Origin of the sequence: Brevibacillus invocatus (assembly GCF_003710915.1) — a bacterium.
GTDB classification, from domain to species: domain Bacteria; phylum Bacillota; class Bacilli; order Brevibacillales; family Brevibacillaceae; genus Brevibacillus; species Brevibacillus invocatus.
Genome location: NZ_RHHR01000019.1, coordinates 1 through 12,799 on the forward strand (window position 1 = coordinate 1; position 12,799 = coordinate 12,799).

12 protein-coding genes, 2 tRNA genes and 2 pseudogenes are annotated in these 12,799 nt (G+C 47.1%); 2 read left to right on the plus strand and 14 right to left on the minus strand.

Features of this window, described 5'->3' with window-relative positions:
* Nucleotides 1–205: 205 nt before the first annotated feature.
* The 12 genes and pseudogenes from EDM52_RS12295 to EDM52_RS12350 all read right to left on the minus strand — a co-directional run bounded on the left by EDM52_RS12295 (nucleotide 206) and on the right by EDM52_RS12350 (nucleotide 7,287).
* Nucleotides 206–287, minus strand: a tRNA-Leu gene (locus EDM52_RS12295).
* 62 nt (nucleotides 288–349) lie between these two features.
* Nucleotides 350–425, minus strand: a tRNA-Thr gene (locus EDM52_RS12300).
* Between the two features lie 93 nt (nucleotides 426–518).
* On the minus strand, nucleotides 519–827 hold the full coding sequence (locus tag EDM52_RS12305; RefSeq protein ID WP_122909285.1) for a hypothetical protein: 309 nt from the start codon (nucleotides 825–827) through the stop codon (nucleotides 519–521).
* Nucleotides 828–889: 62 nt separating this feature from the next.
* Nucleotides 890–1,456, minus strand: a complete 567-nt coding sequence (locus EDM52_RS12310; RefSeq protein WP_122909286.1) for a thioredoxin family protein — start codon at nucleotides 1,454–1,456, stop codon at nucleotides 890–892.
* Between the two features lie 85 nt (nucleotides 1,457–1,541).
* Nucleotides 1,542–1,709 carry a YycC family protein gene (locus EDM52_RS12315; RefSeq protein WP_122909287.1) on the minus strand — a complete coding sequence of 56 codons (168 nt, stop codon included), beginning with the start codon at nucleotides 1,707–1,709 and terminating at the stop codon, nucleotides 1,542–1,544.
* Between the two features lie 173 nt (nucleotides 1,710–1,882).
* Nucleotides 1,883–2,071, minus strand: a complete 189-nt coding sequence (locus EDM52_RS12320; RefSeq protein WP_122909288.1) for a hypothetical protein — start codon at nucleotides 2,069–2,071, stop codon at nucleotides 1,883–1,885.
* A gap of 216 nt (nucleotides 2,072–2,287) precedes the next feature.
* Nucleotides 2,288–2,968: pseudogene (locus tag EDM52_RS12325) on the minus strand (IS66 family transposase); the annotation flags it as partial.
* A 96-nt stretch (nucleotides 2,969–3,064) separates the two neighbouring features.
* Entirely contained in the window at nucleotides 3,065–3,379 is a 315-nt protein-coding gene (tnpB, locus tag EDM52_RS25675) for an IS66 family insertion sequence element accessory protein TnpB (RefSeq protein WP_122909289.1), read from the minus strand.
* 188 nt (nucleotides 3,380–3,567) lie between these two features.
* A complete protein-coding gene (locus EDM52_RS12335; RefSeq protein ID WP_122909290.1) occupies nucleotides 3,568–4,095 on the minus strand; it encodes a TlpA family protein disulfide reductase in 528 nt (175 codons plus the stop codon).
* Nucleotides 4,096–4,116: 21 nt separating this feature from the next.
* Nucleotides 4,117–4,827, minus strand: coding sequence for a cytochrome c biogenesis CcdA family protein (locus tag EDM52_RS12340; RefSeq protein ID WP_122909291.1), 711 nt, complete (start codon nucleotides 4,825–4,827; stop codon nucleotides 4,117–4,119).
* 184 nt (nucleotides 4,828–5,011) lie between these two features.
* A pseudogene (locus EDM52_RS12345) lies at nucleotides 5,012–5,630 on the minus strand (NAD(P)-dependent alcohol dehydrogenase).
* A gap of 181 nt (nucleotides 5,631–5,811) precedes the next feature.
* Complete coding sequence (locus tag EDM52_RS12350) at nucleotides 5,812–7,287, minus strand: protein adenylyltransferase SelO (protein WP_122909292.1); 1,476 nt, start codon at nucleotides 7,285–7,287, stop codon at nucleotides 5,812–5,814.
* Nucleotides 7,288–7,566: 279 nt separating this feature from the next.
* Here EDM52_RS12350 and megL point away from each other — a divergent pair, with 279 nt between their 5' ends.
* Both megL and EDM52_RS12360 read left to right on the plus strand, forming a co-directional pair.
* A complete protein-coding gene (megL, locus tag EDM52_RS12355) occupies nucleotides 7,567–8,763 on the plus strand; it encodes a methionine gamma-lyase (RefSeq protein ID WP_122909293.1) in 1,197 nt (398 codons plus the stop codon).
* A gap of 82 nt (nucleotides 8,764–8,845) precedes the next feature.
* On the plus strand, nucleotides 8,846–10,438 hold the full coding sequence (locus tag EDM52_RS12360) for a sigma 54-interacting transcriptional regulator (RefSeq protein ID WP_122909294.1): 1,593 nt from the start codon (nucleotides 8,846–8,848) through the stop codon (nucleotides 10,436–10,438).
* 144 nt (nucleotides 10,439–10,582) lie between these two features.
* On the opposite strand, the gene EDM52_RS12365 is transcribed toward EDM52_RS12360, so the two are convergent.
* Entirely contained in the window at nucleotides 10,583–11,455 is an 873-nt protein-coding gene (locus EDM52_RS12365; protein ID WP_122909295.1) for a YitT family protein, read from the minus strand.
* Nucleotides 11,456–11,550: 95 nt separating this feature from the next.
* Nucleotides 11,551–12,783 (minus strand): efflux RND transporter periplasmic adaptor subunit, encoded by a 1,233-nt coding sequence (locus tag EDM52_RS12370; RefSeq protein WP_122909296.1) that lies wholly within the window; start codon nucleotides 12,781–12,783, stop codon nucleotides 11,551–11,553.
* Between the last annotated feature and the right edge of the window lie 16 nt (nucleotides 12,784–12,799).

Sequence of the window (12,799 nt, forward strand, 5' to 3'; positions counted from 1 at the left end):
TTATGAAATTGATTCATGTACAAAACAATAAAAAGGATGTTCAAATGAATCCGATGGATGAAAGGGAAACGGAGCTGCTAGGCAACTTGTACCCACTCTTCTCAATCACCTGTTCTGATCTGGCGAATCGAGTTTGTCTTGACGATTGTCTAAACAAGAAAAGCTCTTAGGATTTTTATATCCCAAGAGCATTCTAATTCGTAGTTGGTGCCGGTGAAGGGACTTGAACCCCCACGGTTTCCCTCACGATTTTGAGTCGCGCGCGTCTGCCATTCCGCCACACCGGCAAGTAAAACCTGTACAATGATTGTAACTCGATTCTCTGAAAAAATCAATCCACCTGAAAAGATGGTGCCGGCGATAGGACTTGAACCCACAACCCCCTGATTACAAGTCAGGTGCTCTACCAATTGAGCTACACCGGCATCTTTTACGTCGTCCGTGTATGGTTTTTGTGAACCAGGAGCGACGTTTATTAATTTAACATGAACAAGTATACGAGTCAATAGATTTTTGGATTATTTTTCTGTTCGAGCTAAAATTTCTTCTGCCCACTGATGAAAAGCTGCCAAAGCCTGCTCCACATTCGGAAATACTTCTTCACCTTCACATTGATAATCGGGGAAATCCATGATTCGATTCTTTCTGATACGTACTCCTTCACTTTCACATCGGATCTCCAAAAAGTAAGGGACAGGCTCGTCTACCCCATAGGTGTTTTCCAGAAATTCATAGGTTCTGACCCACTCCAAGATCCTTACTTCCGATGCCTTCAAGCGAAGCACCTGCTCTAAAGACATAATGGTTTCATTGCCGTAATAATGCATCGATCTCAGCCCTTCCAAACACACAGGCGGGAATCTCGTCCCGCCTGCGTCTGATCATCTCTTTACAAGGAAGAAAGGATTTCTCTCAGCTCTTTGACAATAACGGCTTGGTAACCCGTTCCTTCACCGTACTGCTGGAGCATCTGCTCACGTGCTACTTTGATATTAGCCTCATAATCAGGCGCATTGCGATCCGGATTTTGTTGTTTGAAAGCAATCATCACTTCTTGGACATGCTTTGGACGGGGACCCCATTTGCCCAAAACATGGCCACCTGTATCTGCGAAGATGACGACAGGAATCGCACGACCACCCATCGTCAAAAACTCATCCATCAGGTCAAGGTGATCTTCCATCACGAGGATTTCAGTCGGGATTTCCGTATCGGCCAGCGCATTCAGCACTACCGGAACGTTGCGAATGACATCTCCGCACCAATCAGCAGCCAGAATCAGGCAGCGCAGATCATCGCGGTGGCTTAAAGATGCAAAAAAGGCCTGATCTTCTTCACTTGGCCATGCAAAAGCATTGGACCACTCTTGGAATTGCTCTTTATTTTTTGTCATTCCTTCTACGAAAGCTTGTGGTTTCAATCCACTACGGAATTTATGTGCTACATTGACTGCCATCTGCTTCTCCTCCTGTAAAAAAACGTTCCTTACACCTTCCACGTAACAGTGAAATATCCTCTATTCTTCTACACTTCCAAGCGTGTCATTCCTTTGGTTCAACAGGACTCTCAGCGCTTTCCTCCTGCTTGGCCAGCTCCATCATTTTTTGCAGTAAAATGTGCTGCGGCATATGCATCAGTCTCTCCAATGGAACATCAAGTGCTTCGGCCAGCTTGACTGCGGTCTCCGCGGATATTTGTAATGGGCGCACACGATCAACTCCTTTCTCGGTCACTAGGCTATCGTTTAAGTATAATACAGGGATCGGAGGCAGACCAGCGTACAGCGAACGAAGGTTCACATCTCAAACAAAAAAATAATCCCATTCCTCAGAAAAGGGATTATCTCTTGGTTCTTTGACAGCCAGCTCGAACTAGCATGCCATTACTTTTTTGTCAGGATGCACGGAACTCCATAGCCGATGGCGCCCGGTTCAGACATCTTTTCAAGATAGGCCAATCCCTGTGCGCACTGTTGCTTACATACCTGACAAGTAGTTGAGGTGACCATTTTCAAGTTTACCTGATTGGAATGCTGTCGCTTGTCTTTTTTGATTTTCTTACCTTTGGCCATCTGACATTCCTCCATTAGCCCTGGATTCAATCCAGTCTATGAAAGAGAACAACCCTGTTCTTTAGGCAAAAGTACAAAAAAACAGGCATTCGGGGGAAATGGGCCGAGAGCCACCTGGCGCATACCAAAGAAGACGAGAAAAAAGCCACTGTCTCGTGAACGTCAAATAGGCCCCACCTAGTAGGTAGATGGGAGCCAGCATATGATAGATGGAGATTAAGGAACACGGCAGGTATTCGGCAACGAAGTTGACCACGGCATAAACGGTTCCAGTGCCTTCGGCTCATGAATATCTGAAAGCTGTAGCAATTTTTCGAATAGGTACTGAAGATACCGGAACGGGTGTAGCCCATTTTCTTTTGCCGTCTCGATGACACTGTAAATAGTAGCGCTCGCCGTTGCTCCCCGTGGAGTATTCGCAAACAGCCAGTTTTTACGCCCGATCACAAATGGCTTGATCCACAGATACGAAGTGGTTTCTGCCGATTTCCCAGGCTCCTTCAACACTTGCAACGTCGTCTCATCCGCATGCAGCACCTCTTGTTTGAGCAGATAATCCTTCATTCCCTCCACAATCAGCGTTAGCCATTTCTCTGCACCATAGATCATCCAATTTGCCATCGTTTGCCGCGACAACGTATAGCCCATACGGGCAAACTGTTGCTCTTGCCTGTAGAGTGGCATGCTATCCACGTATTTTTGGCACATCGTATACGCCATCGCTGAAGGAGAGGCCAAACTACCCGGATACACGGGCTTTGGCATCGGAGCAGTGATGATTGGAGTTTGCAGCTCATGTCGTTCGCAGTGACGGCAGGCATATACCTGCCGCACATGCTGAACGACTTTCACCTGTGCGGGTACCATGGCAAGTTCACTACGCGTCTCCGTAGTCATGCTGGAGTTGTTCCAAGGTGAGGGATTCCGTTCTTGTTTTCATAGGGGATTCATTCGACAAACCCAGGGGAAATTCCTTCAAAGAGATGACTTTGCTCAAATGACCACTTTGGGTGAGATGCCAGGATGGGCGTGCTGTTGTGATAAGGACAGACCATCAAGTAACCAACGCAACTCCCGTTGCGTGAGACAAAGGGGAGAATGGCCCGTGGAGGGCCATTGAAACGTGCCACGTTCGAGACGCCTATAATAAAGCCCAAAGCCCGCATGATCCCACTGAAGGATCTTGAGCTTGTCCCGCCTCCTGTTACAAAACACAAATAATGCGGTGGAAAACGGATCAAGCGAAAACTGTTCCTGGACGATCGCGGGCCAAACCGTCAATCGATTTACGCAAATCCGTCGTGCCACAAGCGAGATACACCTGCGAAGTTCCCGTCAGATTTAGCATTCGGGGCTCAGCGCGGCGACCACAGAATCCATCCTTTTCTGAATGATGATGGATTCATTGTGACAGACTCTGGTTTCCAGAAACAGGTGGGGGGATTTGACGCTTACACTGTCTCGAACACGACAGCGGCTTCCATCCATACCTGGTATTATTCTGCTAGCATTGCCTTCAGCTCTTTTTCCAGCGTAGCCGCATCAATCATGCCAATGATTTTTTTGCGAACCACGCCCTGCTGGTCGATCAAATAAGTCGTGGGAAAGGCCATGACCTTGTAACGGTCAGATACCGCACCCGTCACGTCCATCGGGATTGGAAAAGTCAGCTTGTACGTCTGTACGAACTCCATCGCCGTTTCCGGATTATCATTGGAAGTTACGTTCACGCCGTAAAGGTCAACTTCTTTTCCATATTTCTCAAAGATTTTTTGAAGGTCTGGCGCTTCCATTTTGCATGGACCACACCAAGATGCCCAGAAGTTCACGATGACGGGTTTGTCCCGCTTTCCCTCCACTCTGTATACCTGATTGTTCAGTCCAGTCAAAGAAAAGTGGGGAGCTTGGTAGCCCACTTCCGGTTTTTGCTCGTTCGCGAAGACATGGGCTCCACCCTGTGGCTGGTCGACGATTAGATAGCCGATCCCCACAGCCAGAAACATTGCCAATACCAGCTTTTTCATTTCATCCCTCAGCTTTCTCGGTTAGAATCCCGTAAAGCCCCCGTACAGTTGAATCAACACGCGTGTAATGTCCGTCAACTTATCCGTATACAGCAAAACACCAAACAAAATCATGATGACCCCACCAGCCTTCATAAAGCGATCAGAGTACTTGACGATCGCATTGACTTTGCTGATGAAAAAGGTCATGACAAAGAACGGGATGGCAAAGCCAAAGGTGTATGCCAGTGTGTACGTCAAAGCCAAGGAAGGCTCAGACACACCCATGACAATAATCCCCGAGAGGATTGGACCTACACATGGAGTCCAGCCCGCAGCATACGTCATGCCTACCAGTATAGAACCAGTATACCCCAAAGGGCGCGATTTTAAATCAATCTTCCATGTGCGCATCATCCAGTCCATCTTGAAAACCTGAAGCATCACGAGTCCGATGATCACCAGTAATATTCCACCAAGCTGTCGAATCAAGTCCTGTTGATTGACAAACATGCTCCCAATCCAGGATGTGGACAAACCAAGTGCGATAAAGATAATGGAAAATCCAATGATAAAAAACAAGGTGTGCAGCAACGCTTGCTTTTGAAAAACAGCTTTCCCCTTCTTCACCTCATCTACCGTCACGCCCGTAATATAAGACAAAAAGGACGGATAGAGCGGTAAACAGCAAGGAGAAATAAACGAGAGAAAGCCCGCCGCGAAGGCTAGTAAGACAGAAAGTTCTCCACCCATGAGTACCTCCAAAATTGATACAGATAATCCTATTGTAGCGAATCTTACCAGAAGCCAAAAGCAGGTTGGACACTTTGTCTTAAATACGTGACAATTATCATCACATAATATTTGTTATGTTAACTGTTATGCGGTCTTTCTTTAGGTAAAGAGCGCTCGAAAACTCCCATATCGAGTTTAACCCCTACCTTGTAGGTTCACGTCCAATCGTGATGACGACATTGCCCTTCTTGTGCCCTTTTTCTACATACGTGTATCGCGAATTTGATCCATTGGATAGCATCGATCGATGACCGCTTTCAGCTTCCCCACCTCCATCAACTCTTTGAGAGTGATGACATCCTCCAGACGCTCTTTTGCTATCCCTTGACCATCTACGGTTACGAACTTCCCTGTTGAGGTTAGTGCTTTCATGCAATTTGATTTCGTACTTTTCTTCACTGTTTGTAAATTCCTCCTTCGTATAATCAATAACATGATCAGCACCCAAAGACTTTACCAGCTCTAGATTGGTTGTACTGCATACCCCGGTGACTTCTGCCCCAAAGCACTTCGCAAGCTGTACTGCCGAAGATCCTACCGCTCCAGAAGCGCCATAGACTAGTACTTTTTGTCCGTTTTGAATGTTCCCTTTCCTGTACATGAATGGACTATTGAAGGCCCGCACTCGGCAATCTCCGGATGTGACAGTCGTCGCATGGACTTTAACCCGAATTTTCCTTGTCCTTGTGGACGGGCGTTTCTACGTCCTGCAGCTCCAAAACATCTGCCGATCCATATTTCGTGCATACAATCGCTTCCATATTCTTCCTCCAATAACCGATATTTTTTAAGAGTATATTTGGAACAGAGGTTTGACATGCAGAAACCAAGTACAGGCTGTTGGAAAGTGTACGCATGTCGGGCAAGTACCTCATTCACAAAAAAATCTTCCCCATTTCTATCATGAGGAAGATCTTATCGTTGACCATTCATGTATCGTTATCAGGTACCGCAAAAGGTTTGGTAAGGACGGTTTGATTGCATGGGCTGTGTATAGGTCTCATCGATGACTTGATCATACACATAAGGGTGGGACAAGACTTCAAGCAGCTTCTCCATCACACTGTAGTCCCCTTGTTCCACTGCAGCTTCCAAAGCCTCTTCTACACGGTGATTTCGAGGGATTACGGAAGGATTACTCTTTCGCATCAATTCGAGTGAGGCAGCTTTTGATTCCTGCTGCCTGCCGAGTCTCGCGTGCCATTGCTCATGCCATTGGGTAAATTCCGTTGAGCAAAACAGACCGGTATCCTCTGGCTTATCGTTTGTCAAAGCTCTGAAAGTATTGGTGAAATCTGCACGATTCTCTTGCATGATGCTGAGGAGGCGGTTGATCAGGTCCTCGTCCTCTGTCTCTTCGCTGAAGATACCGAGTTTTGCTCTCATACCTTGAAGCCACTGATGCTGATAGAGCGCGGGAAACTTTTTAATCTCATCTTCAGCCATTTTGACCGCTACATCCGCGTTTTCATGAATCAGTGGCAAAAGGGTCTCCGCATATCTGGCCAGATTCCAAGCGGCAATATACGGCTGATTGCCATAGGCATAACGCCCCTGAACATCGATGGAGCTGAATACGGTGGCCGGGTCATACGCATCCATGAAAGCACATGGGCCATAATCGATGGTTTCTCCGCTAATGGCCATGTTGTCGGTGTTCATTACCCCGTGGATAAAGCCGACGAGCTGCCACTTGGCAATCAAAGCTGCCTGTCGCTTGATCACTTCCTGAAGCAAAGAAAGATAGCGGTTTTCATCCTTTGCAACCAGAGGATAATGTCGCTCCACTGTATAGTCCGCAAGAGCCTTAAGTTCGTCTTCAGTCCCCCATTGTCTAGCGAATTGAAAGGTGCCGACCCGCAAGTGACTGGCTGCCACGCGAGTCAAGATGGCTCCAGGCAGCTCTGTTTCACGGTGGATGTACTCACCCGTTTCTACGACTGCAAGGCTGCGGGTTGTCGGGATGCCAAGCGCATGCATCGCTTCACTGATGATGTATTCACGGAGCATGGGCCCCAGTGCTGCCCGACCATCTCCTCTTCTGGAATACGGAGTTCTACCCGAACCTTTTAATTGAATATCGAACCGTTCACCTTGAGGTGTTATTTGTTCACCAAGCAGGATCGCTCTACCGTCCCCTAGCATGGTAAAATGACCGAATTGATGCCCGGCATACGCTTGTGCGACAGGTATCGCACCTTCAGGGACCAGGTTTCCTGCAAAAACCGCCACCCCTTCCTTGCTTTTGAGCGCTTGCACGTTTAGACCAAGTTCCTTCGCCAGTGGTTCATTCAAGATCCCCAGACTTGGCGAGTTTACAGGAGGAGGACTGATTTTCGAAAAAAACGATTGCGGCAAAGTCACATAGCTATTGTCAAAATTCCATCCTGGCTTTATCGAAGATTTTTCCTCTTTCATTTTTTCTCCTTTTTAAAGCGATAGATTTTTCTTCTGTCCATTTATTATACCCTTTCCCCTCACCGACTCCCTTTTTTTGTGCACGACATTGCATGACAAAGTGTATTTCCGTTCTCCCACCACAAAATCAACATCGGTTCGTTTTATTACCATTTGGAAAGTTTTTATTCCTACGTTTTCAGATATTTTTAAATTTTATTTGAATTTTTTGACTTTCTTTACTTGGCATGCTTCATGCATGAATGCCTTGTAACACTATTACCATGAGGTGATTCGAGTATGAACGTCAACCAAACAAGAAGAAAATACGGCCTTTCTACCACTGCGATTCATGCGGGTACGGATACCGATCCCCGAACCGGTTCTTTGGCTACCCCCATCTACCAGACCTCGACGTTTGTTTTTTCCTCCGTCGAAGAAGGCGCAAAGCGTTTTGCTGGCGAAGAATCTGGATATATGTATTCACGGCTTGGCAACCCGACTGTCCATGTCCTGGAAGAAAAAGTTGCCGCTTTGGAAAAGGCAGAAGCCGGCCTTGCCTTTGCCTCTGGAATGGCAGCAGTTTCAGCCGTACTCATGGCTCTCGTCAGAACAGGCGATCATATTCTCGGAACCGAAGGACTATACGGCTGCACCTATGGCTTGCTCAATTTGATGAAAGACCGCTTTCATGTTGACTACACGCTTTGTGACATGACAGATGAGGAGTCGATCCGTGCTCATCTTCTGCCATCGACCAAAGTCATCTATATCGAAACCCCGATCAATCCAACCATGAAGCTGGTTGATTTAGAGCTGGTTGCGAAAATTGCCAAAGAAGCAGACGCTTATGTGGTGGTCGATAACACCTTCATGTCCCCTTATTTGCAGAGACCTATCGAGTACGGCTGTGACATTGTCATTCACAGTGCCACCAAGTATATCGGTGGGCACGGGGATGTCATTGCTGGCATCGCTGTAGGTCCGAAGTCTATCATGGACACGATTCGCATGACCACACAAAAAGACATCGGCGGGATCCTCGCTCCCTTTGACGCTTACCTGCTGATTCGCGGATTGAAAACACTCGGTGTACGAATGGATCGTCATTGCGAAAACGGCGGGAAAGTAGCCGCGTTCCTGCATCAACACCCCAAAGTAGCTGCAGTTTACTACCCTGGGTTGCCACAGTTTCCCCAATACGAGCTGGCCAGTAAGCAAATGGACGGCTTTGGAGGCATTCTTTCTTTTGAACTGAAGGGCGGCATGGATGCAGGCATTCGCATGATGAACAACGTGCAATTATGCAAACGAGCCGTAAGCCTTGGTGATGTGGATTCCCTCATCCAGCACCCTGCATCCATGACGCACTCCGTCATTCCGGCTGAAGAACGAGTAAGAATGGGTATTACTGACGGGCTTATTCGATTGTCTGTCGGTCTTGAGGATGTTGAAGATATTATCGATGATTTGGATATCGCCCTTTCATTTGCTTAAGCTTCTTGCGCCTAGTACATATCGTACTAGGCTTTCTTTTGCTATGATAGAAACAAGATGACAGAATGCGGAACTTTTGAGAATGGATGGGATCGCATTGAGGGGTATCACTTTAGAGATCAAAGGCGTAAACCGCGTTGGGATTACACACGAGGTCATTGCTTGCATTGCTGCTAACCAGCTAGACATCATCGGCATGGAAGTGAGACCGCATTACATTTATGTAAAAATCCCTCCCGTGCCTGCAAGCCAGATCACCACCATCGTGGAAAGGATCTCGCAGGTATCAGGCGTGGAACAGGCTACAGTAATCCCATACCTTCCTGCTGAAGAGCGTGAAAATCGAATACGTACGATCCTGACCACTGTTTCGGAAGGCATCCTGCTCTTAGACGATCAATTGCGTGTGACAACGATTAACCGCGCCGCTCAAGCGATGCTGAAAATGGAGCCAGGACAGCTGTTGTATCACTCGATCGAAAAGCTGTGGGGCGAGGCTGTAAGCGAAATTAGACGTTGTATGCTTGAGGCCATCGATCTGCCGAGTGTTCCAGTAAGCCTATTGGTCGCACAAAAGATACCGATGACGTTCGTCTGCAGCTATCATCCGATCGTTTCCCCTGAAAAAAGCGAACAACAAGGCGTTGTCATCGTTCTCAGAGACCATAAACAAATGCAAGAACTGCTTTCTACCGTGCAAAAAGGTGAAATATTCACTTTCGACGAAATCATTCAGCAAAGTGCCATTATGAGGCAGTGCATCGAGACGGCAAAACGCATCGCAAAAAGTGATGCTATCGTCTTCTTACAAGGGGAGAGCGGAACAGGAAAAGAGCTGTTTGCCAAGGCGATCCACTTCGAAAGCAATCGGGCTGCTGGACCTTTTGTCCCTATCAACTGTGCGGCGATTCCGGACACACTGTTGGAAAGCGAGCTCTTTGGATATGAGCAAGGTGCTTTTACAGGGGCGTTAAAGGGCGGAAAACTCGGACTGTTTGAAATCGCGCAGGGTGGTACTTTGTTTCTCGATGAAATCGGAGATCTACCCTTGCATTTACAAGTGAAGCTGCTGCGTGTATTGGAGGAACGCCGCGTACGTAGGGTGGGTGGCAGCAAGACGATCCCGATCGACCTACGGATTATTGCGGCAACCAATCGTAATCTTGCTGACATGACGAGCAAGGGACAGTTTCGCGAAGACTTATATTATCGCTTGCACGTCATTCCGATCCTGATACCACCGCTTCGCGAACGAAAAAGTGACATCCCGATGCTCGCACAGTTTTTCATGCAAAAAGTATGTCGCACTACGAACCAACCCACGATGCTCCTCTCCCGCTCTGCGATCCATGCCCTGCAAGCTCACAACTGGCCAGGAAATGTGCGGGAGCTGCAAAATGTACTGGAGCGAGCTGTTTACCTTTGTCCCGGTAACGAGATTTTAGCCGAGCATTTGTATCTGGATATCCAGCAAGATGTATCTGTCCACGAAGAACACTCTTCTTCACAGTCATCCACACTTCTGCGTGAGCAAATGGATTCCTATGAAAAAGGTTTGGTCGCGAACGCCCTGAAAAAGCACGCTTCCATACGGCAAGCAGCTGCTTATCTGGGTGTCAGTCATACGGCAGTCCTGCAGAAAATGAAAAAATACGGGTTGCATCTTCGTAATTAGAAGGATGCGACCCGTACTTTTATTTTCCTTTGAGAGGTTCTCTGCAACTATCAATGATCGATTGACTGCCTGATATAGATCTGATGGATAGGAGTAGAGATCATCTCAAACACTTCCATTACCCAGACTGCTTGTTTCCCTTTTTTAATGAATATCATGCTTTTTGAAATTACCACCCTTTACTTCTGCTACGTCATAGATCGTAACAAAGGCATTCTCGTCAATGTCATGGATGATTTCTTTCATTTTACTTTCTTCCATGCGGTTGATGACACAAGTAATTTCTTTAAACTGCTCATGTGAATATCCACCGTAAGCATCCTTATAGGTTGCACTTCGACCCAGGCGATCACGAATCGTCTCTACCATTTTTTCTGGCTGTCTCGTAATAATCTTAAAGGTTTTAGAACCGCTTAAACCTTCCTCCACAATGTGAATGACTTTAGAAGCGATGTAGTATGCAATCGCTGAAAGAATTGCCCCTTGAAGTCCAAATACAGTGGAGACAACTATAAATACAAACATGTTCAAGAACAGGATGAGGTCACTCGTTCCAAAAGGCAGTTTACGCGAAAGTAGAACGGCTAACATATCAATACCATCTAATGCGCCACCATTACGCAAGGCTAGACCCATACCAAAACCGATAATGATCCCACCGACAACGGTAACTAACAATGTATCGCCTTGAACGATGGTTGGAATATGGTGCATCAGGCTAGTGCCAACTGCCAGTGAAGCGATGCCGACAACGGAATAAATGGCAAAGCTTTTACCGATTTGCTTGTACCCTAACCAAACAAAAGGAATGTTAAAAACAGCAATGAGGAGTCCCAATGGCAATCCAAACAATTGTGAACCAACGATGCTGAGACCAGTCACACCTCCATCGGATACATTGTTTGGGATGAGTACAGCTTCGAGGCCGTATGCCGCGATCAGTGCCCCAATAATGATCAATAATAAACGTGAAGCGACCTTCAGTGGATAGGACTTTTGCTTTGTACGGTTATTCATTCGGTTACCTCGTTTCCTACTTCTTTTTTGTTTATACCTACATTATCCAAAAAAGAGACGGATCATCTCCGTCTCTTTCCCTCTACAGTTCCTTCTTACTTCTGAATACTAATTTTGCTTCCATCTTTCAAGAGGGTTTGACCTTTGACAACCACTTGATCTCCAGCACTCAGACCCGACAGCACTTCAATTTTGTCACTGGAGGATTTACCCGTCGTGATTTCAACCTGCTTCACAACGTCTCCTTCCAGTTTGAATACGTACTGTTGACCGCTGCGCTCGAAGACAGCTTGACGGGAGACAACCAGACCGGAAGCACCTTCAGATCCAGCAGCCGGGAAGGTGACGTTGACCACCATATCCGACTTCAGCTCATTAGAAGGATTCGGAATAGAGATCTCGATCGGATAAGCCTTCAGCTGGCTGTTCATGACCGGGCTGACGGCTGTTACCTTCGCGTCCAAGGTTTGATCCGTAGATTGAACATGTACTTTCACAGGTGTTCCAACCGCAATTTTTGTGATTTCTGTCTCAGACAGATTAGCTTTCACGATCAGCGGGTTGGTATTTACAACGACTACGACAGGCGACTGACCTGCCATTTGTCCGACCGCTCCATTTACACTGGAGACAAAGCCGTCGATTGGAGATGTAACCGTTGCATTGGCCAATTGTTCCTTGGCATTTTGCAGGTTTACAGCCGCTTGCTTCACAGATGCCTCAGACACCTGCAGGCCCGTTTTTTGGGAAGCCATTTGCAGATTTTCTTGAGCGTTGGTGTATGCAAGCTGTGCATTGGTCAGCTGGGTATTCGCTTGCTCCATTTGCTGCGAGGAGATCGCACCTTGTGTGAACAAGTTTTGCATCCGCTGCTGATTCACTTTTGCATCATTCAATGATATCTCTGCTTGCTTCAATCCGTTTTGTGCTTGAACCAAGCCTTGATCCGAGCTGCTGCCACTTTGCTTCAAACTGGCTTGAGCCACAGCGTATGCCGCTTCTGCCTGTTGTACGCCGTTGATCAAATCCTGTTCATCCAGTTTAAACAACACTTGACCTTTGCTCACCTGCTGACCGAGCTTGACTGGAAGGGAAGTGAGCTTCCCTCCCGATTTTGGCATCACCTGTACTTCCTCGCTTGGAGCTAGCTTTGCGGTAATACCTGCCTCCGAATCAACCGTTCCATTCGACACTGCGTCTACTTGTACAGGGGTGACTGATTCTGCCTTTTCTTCGGTAGGTGCGGCCGCTTCCGGAGCGGAGCACCCTCCCACCACCAGGGATATGGCTAATAGTGCCAATATGACGGGTTTCATACTTCTATTCATAATGTCCCTCCTTCTC